Here is a 15,757-nt window from a genome sequence, read left to right on the forward strand (position 1 = left end):
GCGTCGGCCATCCTGCGCGGGTGGCCGGCTCCGGCGACTGCAAAATGCCTGGTCATCCGGTTTCCTTAGAATGACCCTTTTGTCATCTTGGAAATAGGCGATGGACAAGGCAAGGTACAGAATCTGGGTTCAGTTGCTGCTGACGATCGCAGCAGCCTTGGTCTTGGTCTGGTCGGGCGTGATTGTCTGGCAAGGCTATGCCTACCGCGAGGCCGCCATCAAGCAGGCCGAGGACTATTCGCTCAGCATGCACAGCGCCACCATGGCCGGTCTGACCGGCATGATGGTGACTGGCACGGTCGCACAGCGTGACGTGTTCCTCGACCAGATCAAGCAGCTCGGCACCATTCGCGATGTGCGGGTGCTCCGCGGCGACAGCGTGATCCAGACCTTTGGTCCCGGCAACGACAAGGATGACCGGCAGCCCGATGCCGTCGAGCAATGGGTGCTGAAGAACGGCCAGGAGCGGGTCCAGGTCGAGACCGATGCCCAGGGCGAGTACCTGCGGGCGGTCCGTCCCGCCTTGGCCAAGTCCAACTACCTGGGCAAGAACTGCATGCAATGCCACCTGGTGCCGGAGAATACGGTGCTTGGCGTCGTCGGCATGAAGGTGTCGCTGGAAAAGGTCAATGCCGAACTGGCCGACCAGCGCTTCAAGTCGATCCTGATGGCCATCATCACGAGCATTCCGGTGCTGATGCTGATCTATCCCTTCATTCGCCGGGTCGTGACGCAGCCGCTGGCCAAGGGGGTCGAGGTGGCACAGGGCATCGCGGCCGGCGATCTGACGCAAGAGATCAAGGTCGATTCGGGCAACGAGATCGGCGAGCTGCAGCAGTCGCTCAAGGACATGAACGACAGCCTGGTCCGGGTCGTGGGCCAGGTGCGCGCCGGCACCGACACGATCTACCAGGCTGCCAGCGATATCGCCAGCGGCAATGCCGATCTGTCGGCGCGTACCGAGGCGCAGGCGGCTGCGCTCGATCAGACGGCGGTATCGATGCGCGAGCTGACCGCGATTGCCAACCAGAATGCCGACAGCGCGAGTCAGGCCAACCAGCTGGTGCAGGCGGCTTCCGCGGTGGCGCTCAGGGGCGGCTCGGTGGTGTCGGAGGCCGTGGACAAGATGGAGGCGATCAATTCCGCTTCGAGCCGGATCGTCGACATCATCGGCGTGATCGATTCGATCGCCTTCCAGACCAATATCCTGGCGCTCAATGCCGCGGTGGAAGCGGCCCGCGCTGGCGAGCAGGGGCGCGGCTTTGCCGTCGTCGCCTCCGAGGTGCGCAGCCTGGCGCAGCGCTCGGCCAGCGCCGCCAAGGAGATCAAGCAGCTGATCGACGCCTCGGTCGAGCAGGTGGGGGCGGGGCGTGCGCTGGTGTATCAGGCCGGTAGCACGATGAACGACATCGTGGCGAGCATCCGTCAGGTCACTGACATCATGGGCAGTATCGTCACGGCCAGCGCGGGACAGACCGCCGGCATCGAGCGTGTCAATGGCGCCATGTCCGACATCAACGCCGTGACGCACCAGAACGCCGCGATGGTTGAGCAAGCCTCGGCGGCCGCGAAGTCGCTGCAGGACCAGGCGGCTCACCTGGAGGAGCTGGTCGGCTTGTTCAAGCTGACCGATCCGGCGTAGGCTTCGAGCGTCTGGCGCATCTTCTTCATCGCCGCGACATTGAGCGCGCGCGTGCGCTCGGCATCGATTGGTTGGTGATCTGCACCCCAGCGCATGCCCAATCATGCCTTCCCAGCAGACCGGGCGTCCTATAGGATGAACTTGGATGGGGAGGTCGAGATGATCTGGATTGTGGTGATGGCCGGTGGCCAAGCCGCGTCTTCTCCCTCAGAACAAGATCAAGCAATTGCAGGGAGGAAGAAAATGAAGATGCGTCAGCGGGTCGATCTGTCCAGCCAGCGGGATGACGGCAGGGTCAGCAGAAGGGTGGCCTTGCTTGGCGTGCTCGCGCTGGCGGGTTGCGGCGGTGGCGGATCTGCCGCGCCGCTGACCTTGAACGAGGCCGCCCGCCGGGTCGCCGACCTGAGTTCCCGCATGGACCTCACGGCCGCCGAGGTCGCCAGCCTGCAGACCGAGGTGCAGGCGAGCGGTGCGCAAGCCAGGGCGATCGAGAGAATCTTCGTCGACGGGGCCGGCTTCATCACGGCCTCCAACACGGCGCTGTCCGCCTTCCTCGCCGAGGTCGCGACCTTGAAGACGGTGGCCGAGCAGTTGCAGCGTGATCCGACCAATGCCGCGCTGGCCGATGCGCTGGCGCTGGCGGCCGAGAAGGTGGATGCGCAAGCGCTCCAGGTCGAGTCGGCCTCCGACGGCATCTTGCGCCTGCTGGCGGATGCCAGGATCTCGATTGCCTCGGCCAGTGCGGCTCGCCTGGCTCCGGCCTATGACGCGTCCACCTGCCGCGGCCTGCTGGAGCAGCTGGGCCAGATGGCCCAGGCGATTGCCAACAACCAGAACAATCTCAACGCGCTCTCGACCCAGCTGGCGGGCGACCGGCAGCGGCTCCAGAATGCCCAGGCGCTGCTGCCGCAAATGCGTAACAACCTGGAGGCCGCCAGGATCAGGGCGCTCGATGCCCTGCAGGTGCTCAGGGCCGCGCTGATCGCCGTTGCTGCGGCATGCGCGAGCGGATCGATCAGGGCCTGTGCGCTCGCGGTGATAGCCCTGGACCAGGCCGCCAGCCGGGCCGAGCAGGCTTCATCCAACTATGCCAGGGCGCGCGATGCGCTGCGGGATGTCGAGAACCGTATCGCTGCCTTGACCACGGGTATCGCCAACGCCGAAAACGCGATTGCCAACCTGCAGGCCGCGATCGCGATACTCGAGCGGGATGCGCAGGCGCTGAATCCGCAGATCCAGGACGCCTGTACTTCGGGCGGGGTCTGGGTCGGCTTCTGACCACAGCGGGGAGCGGACCCGGAGCGGTCCGCCGTCAGCGGGAAGCTGGGGCGGCAGCCGTCAGGCGTAGGCTTCGAGCGTCTTGCGCATCTTCTTCATGGCGGCGACCTCGATCTGGCGGATGCGCTCGGCGCTGACGCCGTATTCGGCCGCCAGTTCGTGTAGCGTCATGCCGCCCGAGCCGTCGTCGTTGACCTTGAGCCAGCGCTCGGCGACGATGCGGCGCGAGCGCGGGTCGAGCGCGTCGAGCGCCTCGCTGATACCTTCGCTGGCCAGCAGGTCGCGCTGGGTGGCCTCGAGCACAGCGGTCGGCTCGTGGCGGGCGTCGGCCAGCCAGGCGATCGGGCCGTAGGCTTCCTCGCCGTCATCGCCCGGGCTCGGGTCGAGCAGCACGTCGCCGCCCGACATCCGGGTTTCCATCTCGATGACTTCCTCGCGCTTGACCTTGAGTTCCTGCGCGACGACGCCGATCTCGTGTTCGCTCAGGCGTTCGCGGTGGGTGTCGGCCTCGGCGGCGCCGGCCTTGAAGCCCTGCTTCATCGAGCGCAGGTTGAAGAACAGCTTGCGCTGGGCCTTGGTCGTGGCGACCTTGACCATGCGCCAGTTCTTCAGGATGTATTCGTGGATCTCGGCCTTGATCCAGTGCAGCGCGTAGCTGACCAGGCGCACGCCCTGTTCGGGGTCGTAGCGCTTGACCGCCTTCATGAGGCCGACGTTGCCTTCCTGGATCAGGTCGCCATGCGGCAGACCGTAGCCCAAGTACTGGCGCGAGACCGATACCACCAGGCGCAAGTGCGACATCACGAGCTTGCCGGCGGCTTCGAGGTCGCTGTTCTGTTGCAGGCGGCGTGCGTAGTCGCGTTCTTCCTCGGCCGAGAGCAGGGGGAGCCGGTTGACCGCGCTGATGTAGGCGTCGAGGTTGCCCAGGGCGGGGAGCGTCAGCGAGCTGTTGCCCCAACCGCTTGCAGGTTGGGTCAGGGCTTGGGTGGTGGCGATGGCGGTCATGTCTTGGCTTCCTCCTTCCCTTGTGGGGATGCTCGAATGTTAGCACTCTGTTGGATCGAGTGCTAAGAGGAAAGTTCCAATCCCGCAAGGCAGATTGGGGTTATAGCGCAGTTTTGCAAGCAGGTCACCTGCCTCAAGGCAGCAGCAGCCCGGGCAATCCGGTCGCCAGCAGCGGCAGCCAGGCGATGGCCAGGGTGCCGAGGAAGATGGCCAGCAGCGCCGGCAGCACGGCCAGCGCGACGAAGCGCACCGGCTTGCCGAACATCGCCGACGAGAAGTAGATGTTCATGCCCGCCGGCGGGCAGAGGAAGCCCATTTCCATCGCAGCCAGGAAGATGATGCCGAAGTGCACCGCGTCGATGCCGTAGCTCAAGGCCACCGGCAGCAGCAGCGGCACCAGCACCACGATGGCGGCAAAGATCTCCATCAGCGCGCCGGCCAGCAGCAGGAACAGGGTCAGCGCCAGCAGGAAGACGAACTTGTTCGGGATCAGCGCCTGCACCGCCTCGATCGCGGCGTCAGGGATGCCGGCATCGATCAGGTAGTTGGTCAGGCCCAGTGCCATGCCCAGGATCAGCAGCACGCCGCCGATGATCTGGGCCGATTCGCTCAGCGCCTGGCCCAGCAGGCGCCAGGACAGTTCGCGGTGTGCCAGCGCCTGGGTCAGCACGGCGTAGAGCGCGGTCAGCGCGGCGCTTTCGGTCGGCGTGGCCAGGCCGCTGACCAGTGAGCCGATCGCGACGAAGGGCGCCAGGATTTCCCATTTGGCGTTCCAGGCCGCGGCCAGGATCTGGCGCCGGTCGCGTGGTGCCGCAGGGCTGGGCTCGGAGCTGGGTTTCGCCGCCTGGCCGCGCTTGAGGTAGCCGCCGAAGATCAGCAGGAAGCCCACCATCACGGCAGCGGGCAGCAGGCCGGCCAGGAACATGGTGTTGATCGGCACCCGGGCGATGATCGCGTACATGATCAGCGGCACCGAGGGCGCGAGCAGCACGCCCAGGGCGCTGGCGCTGGTGACCAGGCCGATGCCGCGCCGCTCGGGGTAGCCGGCTTGCTTGAGAAGGGGCAGCAGCAGGCCGCCGAGCGCCAGGATCGTGACGCCGCTGCCGCCAGTGAAGGCCGTGAAGCAGGAGCACAGCACGGCCGCCGCCAGCACGGTGCCGGTCACGCCCTGGCCGAACAGGGCGACGAACAGGTCGCCCAGGCGCTTGGCGGCGCCGGTGCGGGCAAACACCAGGCCGGCCAGCGTGAACAGCGGCAGCGCGGGCAGCGACGGGTTGACCGTGATCTGGTAGTGCGACAGCGCGACGGAGGCCAGCGGCATGCCGTCTTGCCAGAACAGCAGCAGTGCCAGGCCGCCCAGGGCCGAGAAGATTGGGGCTCCGGCCAGCAAGGCCGCCAGCAGCAGCAACAGGCCCGGCCAGATCGTCAGCGCGCTGCCGTCGAACTGCCAGGCCAGCAGCAGGCCGGCCAGCGGACAGAGCAGGCCAGCGGCCAGCTGGCCCCAGGGCATGGGCAGGCAGCGCGCGCCCAGCTTCGCGCCCAGCAGCGCAAAGCCCAGCGGCATGCTGGCTTGCACCCACCACAGCGGCAGGCCGTAGGCCAGCACGTGCGAGACTTCCATTTCGCTGGCGACCAGGCGCCAGCTCGCCATCGCGAGCATGCCGCAGACCAGCGCCGCCACGCCGTTGGCAAAGGCGTGCAGCACGGCGTTCGGACGTGCGCCGTCAACGCGGGCGCCACCGGCCAGCGTTGTCAGGTGCCCGTGCCGTTCGGCGGCCAGCGCGCCGAACATCGCCAGCACCAGGCCCAGGTGCTGCACCAGCACCGGCGCGTTCTCGATGCCGCGTCCCATCAGCGGGCGCAGCAGGATCTCGAGCGCCGGGATCAGTGCCATCAGCACCAGCGCCAGCGACGACAGCAGTTCGTCGGCGCGCTCGATCCGTTTCAGGCGAGTGGTCAGCACAGCGCTCACTTTCACTTGCCCTTGCCGGCGCGGTAGGTTTTCAGGTGCGCCATGACTTCATCGAAGGTCTCGGCCGGCACCATGGTGCCGCGAATGCGCGGGTAGAGCTGTTCGGCCAGCGCGGTCCATTCCTTCATCTGCTCGGCATTCGGGCGGTGCACGACCAGGCCGCGCTTCTTCATCGCATCGACCGCTTCCTCGACTTCCTGCCTGGCCTTGGCGCGCAGCTGGATGCCGGCCTTCTCGCTGGCCGAGCGCAGGGCGTCCTGGGTGGCGGGGCTCATCTCGTCCCAGGCCTTCCTGGTCACCACCAGCGCGCCGACGATTGGCGCCCAGTTGATCTCGAGCATGTGCGGTGCGCTGGTGTAGATCTGGGTCGCGAGCGCGAAGTAGGGCGTCGCCGGTACCACGTTGATCATGCCGGTCTGGATCGCGGGCAGGATGTCGGTGGTCTCGAGCGGCACCGGGGTGTAGCCCAGGCTCTTCATGATGCCCTGCTGGTCGGGCTCGGAGCCCCAGGCGAAGAACTTCATCTTCTTGTAGTCGTCCGGGCGCAAGGCGGCTTCCTTCGAGAAGAACCTGACCCAGCCCGCGTCGCCCCAGGTCAGGACGATGAAGCCCTTGTCGAGGAACTTCTTCTCCATCGCCGGGCGCATCTTCTCGCGCACATAGTCGACTTCCTCCCAGTTGCGGAACAGCAGCGGCATGATCTGCAGCGCGGCGATCGAGGGTTCGATCTCGCGCAGGCCCACCACCGACAGCAGGGCGCCCTGGAGCTGGCCGATGCGCATGCGGCGCGCCATCTCGGCCTCGCCGCCCTGGCTGCCGTCGGGATAGACCAGGTACTTGCCATTGCCGCCCTGGGCCGCGCGCCAGCTTTCGCCGATTTCCAGCAGCTGGCGGTGATAGAGCGAGTTCTTCGGCACCAGGGTGCCGATGCGCAGCGACTGGGCCGCCGCGGGCAGGCTGCCGAGTGCGGCTAGAGCGAGCAGGGCCGAGGAAGCGAGTTTTTGCCAGCGGCGCTGGCTCGGGAGAGTGGTCATGGCTTAGGTCAGGTCAGAACAGGTCGGCGGCGGTTTCCAGCAGCCACTGGGCGCGCTGCTGCATCACCTGGTTGGACAGGTCGCGGCGCTGGGCGCTGGCAGCAAGTGCCTGCTGCAGCAGGGCCTCGAAGGCGGGTCGGTCGCCGTCGGGCAGCGCCAGGGTTTCGGCCTTGGCGACATAGGGGCCGGCACTTTGGCCCGCACTGGCCGCAATCGCCTGATCGAAATAGCGCGCGGCCTGCTGGCGCGATCCGCCGGCACGGGCCGCTTCGAAGTTGCCCATCAGGCTGGCGAGCGCGCCGTCGCCGAAATCAGGCGCGACCTGCCAGGCCAGCCCGGCCAGGCGCATCGCCAGCGGCAGGTCGGCCACCACTTCGGGATCGTCCTTGGACAGCGAGATATAGGCGCCCCAGGAGGCGGAGCCCCAGTAGGCGAGGCCGGCTTGCGCTGGCGTGATCCGCGGCCAGCGCTTCGGATCGGGCTGGGCCAGCGCTTGCGCAAAACCGGGCTGGGCCTGTTCCAGCGCCGTCATCGCATGTCGGTGCGCGCGCAGGTAGAGCCGTCTGGCTCGCTGGTCGAGCTGGTGCGCCTTTTTCGCGTCCTGCGCGGCGAGCTTTTCGGCCTCGAAGGCGACGAAGGCGTAGGCGTATTGCGTGAAGCCGGCCGCGACCGATTCGGCCAGCTTGAGCTGGCCCGGCGCTTCGCGCAGCAGCGATTCCGACAGCTTCAGGTAGAAGGCGCTGGCCTCGCGCGCGAGCTCGAGGTCTTCCTCCTGCGCCTGGCCCTGGCTGGCGAGTGCCTCGCCCACGCCCTGCACGATGAGTTGGCGTGGCGAACAGGCGGCCAGCGCGCAGCACAGCGTCAGCAAGGCCAGTGAGAGAAAACGGTTCAGGTAGCCGCAAGGCATGATCACGGGGCTCCCTGTGTGGGGCGGTCGACGAAGGATCGGATCTCGCAGGGTTGAGTTGCGCGATCTCTAAACCGGAAATCTACCCGCGGTGCGTGAAAAAACCGTGACTTGTCAAACTTGGCACTGCTGCGCTGCGCCGGCCCAGGTCAGGCCGCAGGGGGCACGGGCTTGACCGCCTTGCCCGCGCCGGGACGCTGGGCATGGTAGATGCCTTGCGAGCCCGAGCAGAGGTAGCTGGTCGCGCAGCCGAGCGCCGCCGGCACGCCGAGAGCGGCGCCGAACAGCTCGACCGCCATCAGCGTGCAGGTCAGCGGCGTGTTGGCTGCGCCCGCGAACACCGCGACCAGGCCGACTGCGGCCAGCAGATCCAGCGGCAGTTGCAGCAGCGGCGCCAGTGCGTTGCCCAGCGTGGCGCCGATGAAGAACAGCGGCGTGACCTCGCCGCCCTTGAAGCCCGAGCCGATCGAGGCGACCGTGAACGCGAGCTTGCCCGCGAAGTCCCAGGCCGGCAGCGGCTGCTCGAACGACTGCTGGATGACCGGTAGGCCCAGGCCCAGGTAGCGCTCGGCGCCCAGGCTCCAGGCGAGCGCAGCGATCACGCAGCCGCCCAGCAGCGGGCGCAGCGGCGCCCAGGCGATGCGGCGCTTGAACTGCGCCGCCAGTGCGTGGCTGGCGCGTGCGAACAGCCTGGCCGTCAGGCCGAACAGCATGCCGGCCAGCAGCAGCGCGCCCAGTTGCAGCAACGACAGCTGGCCGAAGGGTGCTACCGCGTAGTGCGAATGCGTCACGCCCCAGAGCAGCGCGACGCGGTCGGCCAGCAGCGCCGCGACCAGGCAAGGCAGCAGCACGGCGTGATGCAGGCGACCGACCGCCAGCACCTCGAGCGCGAACACCGCGCCGGCCAGCGGCGTGCCGAACACCGAGCCGAAGCCGGCTGCGATTCCGCACATCAGCAGCACCGGGCGTTCCTCGCGCGCCAGCTTGAAGGCGCGCGCGAGCTGGTCGGCCAGTGCACCGCCCATCTGTACCGCCGTGCCTTCGCGCCCGACCGAGGCACCGAACAGGTGCGACAGCACTGTGGCCAGCAGCACCAGCGGCGCCATGCGCAGCGGCAGTGCTTGGCGTGGCTGGTGGATCTCGTCGATCAGCAGGTTGTTGCCGCCGTCCGAGCGGCCACCGAGCTTGAGATAGGCCCAGCCGACCGCAAAACCCGCCAATGGCAGGCACGCGAGCAGCCAGGGCTTTGCCAGGCGCGTTTCCGTGGCCCAGTCGAGCGCGTGCAGGAACAGCGCCGAGGCACTGCCCGCGAGCAGCGCAACAGCGGCGGCCAGCAGCAGCCCGCGTCCGAGCGCGCTCAGGCTGGCGATGGGTTGGAGGCGGGAATTTGCGGGATCTGGCTTCATGGGCTAAGCGCCGATCTTATCGGCAGCGCTCGCTGATCGATCGCGCGGAGTCCTGGGAGCGGCCCACTGCGATGCCGCAGGCCGACCTAGAATGAGCCGAGCTGCGTTCAGGGAGGACTCCATGCTGATTGCCGCCATTGCTGCCATCACCGCTGTCCAGGAGAGGGCTTGCCGGCTCCGTCCGGTCTGGTCCGGCGGCTTCATTCGGTCCGTGCTGGCCTGGCTCGCGCTCGCATCGGCTGGTTTGGGCCTGGTAGCTCCGGCCTGGGCACAGGATGGCGCTGCCCTGCGCGTGCGCCAGCTGGAACTCCGCTCGGCCCTGGCCGACAACGCCTTCGGTCGCCCGCTGGTGCTCGAATCGGTGCAACAGGGCGACCGCCTGAGCGGCGAGATCCATGCCGTGATCGCGCAGCCGTTTGCGCTCGCGGCGGCGGCGCTGCAATCGCACCAGGCCTGGTGCGACATCCTGATGCTGCACCTCAACGTCAAGCATTGCCTGGCGCTCGGCGCGGGCGCGGACCGCCGGCTGCAGATCGCGATCGGGCGCAAGCATGACCAGCCGGTGGCAGACGCCTTCGCGCTCGGGCTCGGCTATCGCATCCTGGCCAGCCAGCCCGACTACCTGGCGCTGCGGCTCGAGGCCGCCGACGGGCCTTTGGGCACGCGCGACTTCCGGATCGGGCTCGCGCTGGCGCCGTTGCCCGCGGGCGGCAGCTTCCTGCGCCTGAACTATTCCTATCGCTACGGGCTGGCGGCCAGGCTGGCGCTGCAGGGCTATCTGGCGACGCTGGGCCGCGACAAGGTAGGTTTCAGCGTCGTCGGTCGCGCCGCCGACGGCAGCCCGGTCCATATTGAAGGCTTGCGTGGCGCGGTCGAGCGCAACACCTTGCGCTACTACCTGGCGATCGAGGCCTATCTGGGCGCGCTGGCCTTGCCGGCGGCACAGCGGCCCGAGCGCCGCCTGCAGGCCTGGTTCGACGCGACCGAGCGCCATCCACTGCAGCTGCATGAGCTCGAACGCGACGATTACCTGGCGATGAAGCGACGCGAGCTCGCGCGCCTTGCCGCCGGCAGCGCTGCGGCCAACTGAGGCAGCCGGCTGATGTCAGCGCCGATCCCGCGCCCGCGCCCGCGCCTGTTCCTGGCCCTCTGGCCCGATGCCACCGTGCGCGCCGCCTTGCGCGAGCAGGCACTGAGCTGGGGCTGGCCCGACGCCGCCCGCCGCTACGACGAGGCCGACTGGCACCTGACGCTGCATTTCCTGGGCAACTTGCCGTTCGAGCGGCTGGCCGGGCTGCGCGCCGGCCTGGCAGTCGATGTCGAGCCGTTCGAGCTGGTGCTGGACCGGGCCGAGCTTTGGCGCCGCATCGCGGTGCTGACTTGCGAGCAGATTCCGCCTGCGCTGCTGCGGCTGCATGCGGCGCTCGGCCAGGCCTTGCAGCGGCTGGGCCTGGAGCCCGATGCCAGACCCTATCGGCCGCATCTGACCCTGGCGCGCTCGGCCGTTGGCGCGCAGCTTGCGCTCGAGCCGCCGAGGATTGCCTGGCCGGTGCGGGGCTATGCCCTGGTGCGTTCGACCGGTGACCCGCGCTGGCGTTACGATGCGGTGCAGCAATATCCTGACCCTCAATGCAAACCCGAACCCCACTTGATCCGATGATGGCGTCGATCCGCAAGACTCGCACCGCTGGCCATGCCGGCCGGGCGCTGGCTGGAGTCGCGCTGGTGCTGGCATTGGCGCCTGGGTGGGCGACGGCCGAGCCGACCCTGGCTGCGCGGGGCGATGCCAATGCGGCCGCCTTGCCCCCGCTCTTGTTGCCGGCGCAGTGGTCGCAAGTGTGGGAGCAAGTGCCGGTGCCAATGCCAGGGCAAGTGCCGGAGCAAGCGTCGGCAGTCGATGCCGGCCGGTCCAGCTCCGGGTCAGCGCCGACCGAAGTCGCGCTCTGGTGGCGTGGCTTTGGCGACCGTGAACTGATGGCGCGGGTCGAGCAGGCGCTGCAGGCCAACACCAGCGTGCGCAGCGCACTGGCCGCCGTGGAGCAGGCGCGCGCGCTGCGCGATGTGGCTCAGGCCGGTCGCTGGCCCGAAGTCGGCGCCAGCGCCTCGGTCCAGCGCAGCCGCTCGGGCGATGCCGCAGTCGGCAACAGCTGGCGCGCCGGGCTCGATGCGGCCTGGGACCCCGACCTGGCCGGTCGCCAGCGCGCCAGCATCAGCGCTGGCGAGGCCGAGCTGCAGGCCGCGCGCTACGGCCTGGAGCAGGCGCGGGTGGACCTGGCGGCCGAGGTCGCGCTGAGCTATATCGAACTGCGCGGCCTGCAGGCGCGGCTCGCGATTGCACGCGCCAACCTGGCGGCCCAGCAAGACACCTTGCAGATCACCGACTGGCGGGTGCAGGCCGGTCTGGCGTCGTCGCTCGACCTGGAGCAGGCGCGCGCCGCGACCGAGCAGACCCGGGCCCAGATTCCGGTGCTGCGCACCAGCCTGAGCAAGACCGCGCATGCGCTGGCGCTGCTGGGCGGCCAGATGCCGGCGGCCAGTCAAACGCTGCTTGAGACGGTGCGACCGGTGCCGCTGCCGCCGACGGGCCTGGTCCTGTCGTTTCCGGCCGAGACGCTGCGCCAGCGCGCCGACCTGCGCGCGGCCGAACAGCGCGTGCTGGCGGCGCTGGCGCGGGTCGAGCAGGCCGACGCGGCGCGCTGGCCCAGCTTCCAGCTCGCCGGCTCGTTCGGGCTGGCCGCGGCGCGTCCGGCCGACCTGTTCGAGCTGGCCTCGCTGACCCGCACCCTGCTGGCGGGACTCAGCGCCTCGCTGTTCGATGGCGGCGCGGCGCGGGCGCAGGTGCGGGCCCAGCAGGCCGCGCTCGAGCAGTCGCGCATCGGCTACGAGGCAGCCTTGCTGGGCGCATTGCAACAGGTAGAGGATGCATTGGCCGCCTTGGCGGGCGACCGCGAGCGGTTAGTCCGCCTGCAGGCCGCTGCCGAGGCAGCAGCCAACGCCGAGCTGCTGGCGCGCCAGCGCTACGCCAGCGGCCTGATCGATTTCCGTACCGTGCTCGATACCCAGCGCACTCTGCTGTCGGCGCAAAGCGAGCTCGAGACCACCCGCGCCGCGCTCAGCGCCGACCATGTGCGCCTGTACCTGGCACTCGGTGGCGGCTGGACGCCCGATGCCGCCCCCCAGCCCTGATTCCACATGACCACTACTGACGCCTCCACCCCGCCCACCACCGATCCTGTCGCGCAACTGCTGGGCGACGACCGCCCGCCGCGCGGCTGGCGCCGTCCGTTCTGGTGGGCGCTGGCGCTGCTGCTGCTCTTGCTGGCGGCTGGCCTCTATTATTGGTCGGGGCGCCAGGCGCAACAGGCCCAGCCGGCCTATGTGACCGAGCCGGTCGGACGCGGCGACATCACGCTGACGGTCTCGGCCAACGGCACGGTGCAGCCGACGCGCTCGGTCAACATCGGCAGCGAACTGTCGGGCACGGTGCGCCGGGTCTCGGTCGATGTCAACGACAAGGTCAAGCAAGGCCAGCTGCTGGTCGAACTCGACACCGCCAAGCTGTCGGACCAAGTCAGCCGCTCGCGCGCCGCACTGGCGGCGGCCCAGGCCCAGCTCGCGCTCGCCACTGCCACGCTCAAGGAGTCACAGGCCAGCCTGGTCCGGCTGGAGGAGGTCGCGCGCCTGTCGGGCGGCAAGGTGCCTTCGGCGGCCGAGCTCGACGCCGGCCGCTCCGCCTTGGAACGCGCCCGCGCCAGCGAGGACAGCGCGCGCGCCGGCATCCAACAGGCCCGCGCCACCCTGTCGACCGACGAGACCAACCTGTCGAAGGGATCGATCCGCTCGCCGATCGACGGCATCGTGCTCGAGCGCAAGGTCGAACCCGGCAACGCGGTGGCAGCCTCGCTGCAGGCGGTCACGCTGATGACGATCGCCGAGGACCTGCGCCGCATGCGGGTCGAGGTCAGCGTCGACGAGGCCGATGTCGGCGCGGTCCAGGTCGGCCAGAAGGCGCGCTTCAGCGTCGGCGCCTACCCCGCGCGCCAGTATCCGGCCGAGGTGACACGGGTGTCCTTCGGCCCGACCAAGACCGACAACGTCGTGACCTATACCACCTACCTCGAAGTCGACAACCAGGACCTGAGCCTGCGCCCGGGCATGACCGCCAGCGCCAACATCGTCGCCACCGAGCGCCAGGGCGTGCTGCTGGTGCCCAATACCGCGTTGCGTTTCACTCCGGTCAACGGCCAGGCCCAGGGCGGCGGCGTGCTGTCGATGATGATGCCGCGTCCGCCCACCAGCGCGCGCAAGACCGCGCGCGCCGACAGCAAGGCCGGCGCCAAGAAGGTCTGGGTGCTGCGCCAGGGCCAGCCGGTCGCGGTGGCCGTCAGCGCCGGCATCAGCGACGGCCGGGTGACCGAGGTCGTCGGCGGCGAGCTCAAGGAAGGCGATCTGGTCATCACCGACCAGCGCGGCAGCGGAGGCAAGTCTTGACATCGACCTCGATCCCGACCGCCGACCGGGCTGAGAAAGCCGATGCGGGACCTGGCGTGCCGCTGATCCGGCTGCGCGGCATCAGCAAGACCTACGGGGCGGGCGAGACCGCGTTCCAGGCCCTGAAGGGGGTCGATCTCGACATCCACGCCGGCGAGTTCGTCGCTATCATGGGCCCGAGCGGCTCCGGCAAGTCGACCACGATGAACATCCTGGGCGGGCTCGACCAGCCCAGCAGCGGCCGTTACCTGTTCCGCGGCGTCGAGGTCCAGTCGCTGGCGCGCGACGAACGCGCGCGGCTGCGGCGGCGCTATTTCGGCTTCGTGTTCCAGGGCTTCAACCTGCTGGCGCGCACCTCGGCGCTGGAAAACGTCGAGCTGCCGCTGGTCTACCGCGGCGAGCCGGCCGTCGCCCGTCATGCGGCGGCGCAGCAGGCGCTGGAGCAGGTCGGCCTGCTGCCCTGGGCCGGCCACACACCAGCCGAGCTCTCGGGCGGCCAGCAGCAGCGGGTGGCGATTGCGCGCGCCATCGTGACCCAGCCCCAGGTGCTGCTGGCCGATGAGCCGACCGGCAACCTCGACAGCCAGCGCGGCCACGAGATCATGGAGCTGATCCAGCGCCTGAACCTCGAGCAGGGCATCACGGTGCTGATGGTCACGCACGAGGCCGATATCGCGGCCTACGCCGGGCGCATCGTGCGCTTCGTCGATGGCCGCATCGCCAGCGACAGCCCGAATCCGGACCGGATCGGACTGAAGCCGGCGCGGCTCGATGCGGCTGCCACGGAGGCGCACTGATGTTCTTCACCACCCTCGTGCTGGCCTGGCGCTCGATCCGGCGCAACCTGCTGCGCAGCTTCTTGACCGTACTCGGCATCGTGATCGGGGTCGCGGCGGTGATCACCATGGTCACGCTGGGCCAGGGCGCGACGCTGTCGATCCAGAACCAGATCGCCGGCCTGGGCAGCAACCTGCTGCAGGTGCGCCCGGGCCAGCGCCTGATGGGCGGCCCCGGCAGCACCGGCTTCTATGGCCCTTCCTTTCGCGAGGCCGATGCCGAGGCGATCGCGACCCAGATCGGCGGCGTGCGTGCGGTGGCACCCGAAGCCCGCACCAGCACCACCGTGGTCGCCAACGGCCGCAACTGGAGCAGCAGCGTGATCGGCAGCCACAACGCCTGGCTCGCCACCGGCAACTGGCAGCTGCGCGAAGGGCGCGAGTTCAGCGCCGACGAGCTGCGCGCGGGCGCTGCCGTCTGCCTGATCGGCGAGACGGTGCGGCGCGAGCTCTACGGCAGCCGCAGCGGTGTGGGTGAGCAGCTGCGCGTGCGGCAGATGTCGTGCGAGGTGGTCGGCCTGCTCGAATCCAAGGGGCAGGGCGCTTTTGGCAACGACCAGGACGACCTGGTGCTGCTGCCGATCAAGACGCTGCAGCGACGCGTGACCGGCAACACCCGGGTCCAGACCCTGCTGGTGTCGATGCAGGAAGGTAGCGACCCGGCCCGCGTCAGCGCCGGCATCACCGAGCTGCTGCGCGAACGGCGCAAGCTGGCCGAGGGCGATGACAACAACTTCAACGTGCTCGATACCAAGCAATTGGCCGACACCCTGTCGGGCACGACCCGGATCATGACCACGCTGCTTGGTGCAGTGGCGGCGGTCAGCCTGCTGGTCGGCGGCATCGGCATCATGAACATCATGCTGGTCAGCGTGACCGAGCGCACGCGCGAGATCGGGCTGCGGCTGGCGATCGGCGCGCTCGAGCGCGAGGTGCTGCTGCAGTTCCTGGTCGAGGCCGTGGTGCTGTCGAGCCTGGGCGGCCTGATCGGCATGGCGCTGGCCGCCCTGGCCAGCTTCGGGTTGGCCAGCGTGATGGACATGCCCTATGTGTTCCAGCCCGCCATCAATGCCCTGGCCTTCGTGTTCTCGGCTGGCATCGGCGTGTTGTTCGGCTACTTTCCGGCCCGGCGTGCGGCCAGGCTGGACCCGATCGAGGCGCTGCGCCACGAATAAAGCGCCGGCTG

General features: G+C 69.0%; 14 protein-coding genes. 8 read left to right on the forward strand and 6 right to left on the reverse strand.

The annotated features are described in order from the left end of the window. Window positions 1-100: 100 nt before the first annotated feature. Window positions 101-1,642: a methyl-accepting chemotaxis protein gene (locus C6P61_RS03415; RefSeq protein WP_105728533.1), complete on the forward strand. Its 1,542-nt coding sequence runs from the start codon at window positions 101-103 to the stop codon at window positions 1,640-1,642. Here C6P61_RS03415 and C6P61_RS17880 read toward each other — a convergent pair. Beyond that, entirely contained in the window at window positions 1,594-1,737 is a 144-nt protein-coding gene (locus tag C6P61_RS17880; protein WP_170067315.1) for a hypothetical protein, read from the reverse strand. The genes C6P61_RS03415 and C6P61_RS17880 overlap by 49 nt on opposite strands. A gap of 148 nt (window positions 1,738-1,885) precedes the next feature. Here C6P61_RS17880 and C6P61_RS03420 point away from each other — a divergent pair, with 148 nt between their 5' ends. Then, window positions 1,886-2,920 carry a hypothetical protein gene (locus tag C6P61_RS03420; protein WP_105728534.1) on the forward strand — a complete coding sequence of 345 codons (1,035 nt, stop codon included), beginning with the start codon at window positions 1,886-1,888 and terminating at the stop codon, window positions 2,918-2,920. 60 nt (window positions 2,921-2,980) lie between these two features. Here the strand turns inward: C6P61_RS03420 and rpoH are convergent, their stop codons facing one another. The 5 genes from rpoH to C6P61_RS03445 all read right to left on the reverse strand — a co-directional run bounded on the left by rpoH (window position 2,981) and on the right by C6P61_RS03445 (window position 9,244). After that, window positions 2,981-3,925 carry an RNA polymerase sigma factor RpoH gene (gene rpoH / locus C6P61_RS03425; protein WP_105728535.1) on the reverse strand — a complete coding sequence of 315 codons (945 nt, stop codon included), beginning with the start codon at window positions 3,923-3,925 and terminating at the stop codon, window positions 2,981-2,983. 133 nt (window positions 3,926-4,058) lie between these two features. Next, window positions 4,059-5,897 carry a TRAP transporter large permease subunit gene (locus C6P61_RS03430; protein WP_244908754.1) on the reverse strand — a complete coding sequence of 613 codons (1,839 nt, stop codon included), beginning with the start codon at window positions 5,895-5,897 and terminating at the stop codon, window positions 4,059-4,061. Between the two features lie 2 nt (window positions 5,898-5,899). Next, window positions 5,900-6,931 (reverse strand): TRAP transporter substrate-binding protein, encoded by a 1,032-nt coding sequence (locus C6P61_RS03435; protein ID WP_105728536.1) that lies wholly within the window; start codon window positions 6,929-6,931, stop codon window positions 5,900-5,902. 13 nt (window positions 6,932-6,944) lie between these two features. Beyond that, window positions 6,945-7,838 carry a TRAP transporter TatT component family protein gene (locus tag C6P61_RS03440; protein ID WP_105728564.1) on the reverse strand — a complete coding sequence of 298 codons (894 nt, stop codon included), beginning with the start codon at window positions 7,836-7,838 and terminating at the stop codon, window positions 6,945-6,947. A gap of 149 nt (window positions 7,839-7,987) precedes the next feature. Then, window positions 7,988-9,244: a chloride channel protein gene (locus C6P61_RS03445; protein WP_105728537.1), complete on the reverse strand. Its 1,257-nt coding sequence runs from the start codon at window positions 9,242-9,244 to the stop codon at window positions 7,988-7,990. Window positions 9,245-9,365: 121 nt separating this feature from the next. Between C6P61_RS03445 and C6P61_RS03450 the strand changes: the two genes are divergently transcribed. From C6P61_RS03450 to C6P61_RS03475, 6 genes are read left to right on the forward strand one after another with little or no spacing between them, the layout of a single operon-like run. Then, entirely contained in the window at window positions 9,366-10,334 is a 969-nt protein-coding gene (locus C6P61_RS03450) for a hypothetical protein (RefSeq protein WP_244908755.1), read from the forward strand. 12 nt (window positions 10,335-10,346) lie between these two features. Further along, entirely contained in the window at window positions 10,347-10,904 is a 558-nt protein-coding gene (gene thpR, locus C6P61_RS03455) for an RNA 2',3'-cyclic phosphodiesterase (RefSeq protein ID WP_105728538.1), read from the forward strand. Further along, complete coding sequence (locus C6P61_RS03460; protein WP_244908756.1) at window positions 10,874-12,430, forward strand: efflux transporter outer membrane subunit; 1,557 nt, start codon at window positions 10,874-10,876, stop codon at window positions 12,428-12,430. Before thpR ends, C6P61_RS03460 begins: the two co-directional genes overlap by 31 nt. A gap of 6 nt (window positions 12,431-12,436) precedes the next feature. Continuing rightward, entirely contained in the window at window positions 12,437-13,735 is a 1,299-nt protein-coding gene (locus tag C6P61_RS03465; protein ID WP_105728540.1) for an efflux RND transporter periplasmic adaptor subunit, read from the forward strand. Between the two features lie 56 nt (window positions 13,736-13,791). After that, entirely contained in the window at window positions 13,792-14,532 is a 741-nt protein-coding gene (locus C6P61_RS03470) for an ABC transporter ATP-binding protein (RefSeq protein WP_105728566.1), read from the forward strand. After that, entirely contained in the window at window positions 14,532-15,746 is a 1,215-nt protein-coding gene (locus C6P61_RS03475) for an ABC transporter permease (RefSeq protein WP_105728541.1), read from the forward strand. The genes C6P61_RS03470 and C6P61_RS03475 overlap by 1 nt, the downstream gene beginning before the upstream one ends. Window positions 15,747-15,757 lie beyond the last annotated feature (11 nt).

Origin of the sequence: Malikia spinosa, assembly GCF_002980625.1 — a bacterium.
Taxonomy (GTDB): domain Bacteria; phylum Pseudomonadota; class Gammaproteobacteria; order Burkholderiales; family Burkholderiaceae_C; genus Malikia; species Malikia spinosa.

Bases quoted from the DNA above. Each gene is read 5' to 3' on its own strand.
- C6P61_RS03415 (WP_105728533.1), top strand. From the start codon at position 101: ATGGACAAGGCAAGGTACAGAATCTGGGTTCAGTTGCTGCTGACGATC.
- C6P61_RS17880 (WP_170067315.1), bottom strand. From the start codon at position 1,737: ATGCGCTGGGGTGCAGATCACCAACCAATCGATGCCGAGCGCACGCGC.
- C6P61_RS03420 (WP_105728534.1), top strand. From the start codon at position 1,886: ATGAAGATGCGTCAGCGGGTCGATCTGTCCAGCCAGCGGGATGACGGC.
- rpoH (WP_105728535.1), bottom strand. From the start codon at position 3,925: ATGACCGCCATCGCCACCACCCAAGCCCTGACCCAACCTGCAAGCGGT.
- C6P61_RS03435 (WP_105728536.1), bottom strand. From the start codon at position 6,931: ATGACCACTCTCCCGAGCCAGCGCCGCTGGCAAAAACTCGCTTCCTCG.
- C6P61_RS03440 (WP_105728564.1), bottom strand. From the start codon at position 7,838: ATGCCTTGCGGCTACCTGAACCGTTTTCTCTCACTGGCCTTGCTGACG.
- C6P61_RS03445 (WP_105728537.1), bottom strand. From the start codon at position 9,244: ATGAAGCCAGATCCCGCAAATTCCCGCCTCCAACCCATCGCCAGCCTG.
- C6P61_RS03450 (WP_244908755.1), top strand. From the start codon at position 9,366: ATGCTGATTGCCGCCATTGCTGCCATCACCGCTGTCCAGGAGAGGGCT.
- thpR (WP_105728538.1), top strand. From the start codon at position 10,347: ATGTCAGCGCCGATCCCGCGCCCGCGCCCGCGCCTGTTCCTGGCCCTC.
- C6P61_RS03460 (WP_244908756.1), top strand. From the start codon at position 10,874: ATGCAAACCCGAACCCCACTTGATCCGATGATGGCGTCGATCCGCAAG.
- C6P61_RS03465 (WP_105728540.1), top strand. From the start codon at position 12,437: ATGACCACTACTGACGCCTCCACCCCGCCCACCACCGATCCTGTCGCG.
- C6P61_RS03475 (WP_105728541.1), top strand. From the start codon at position 14,532: ATGTTCTTCACCACCCTCGTGCTGGCCTGGCGCTCGATCCGGCGCAAC.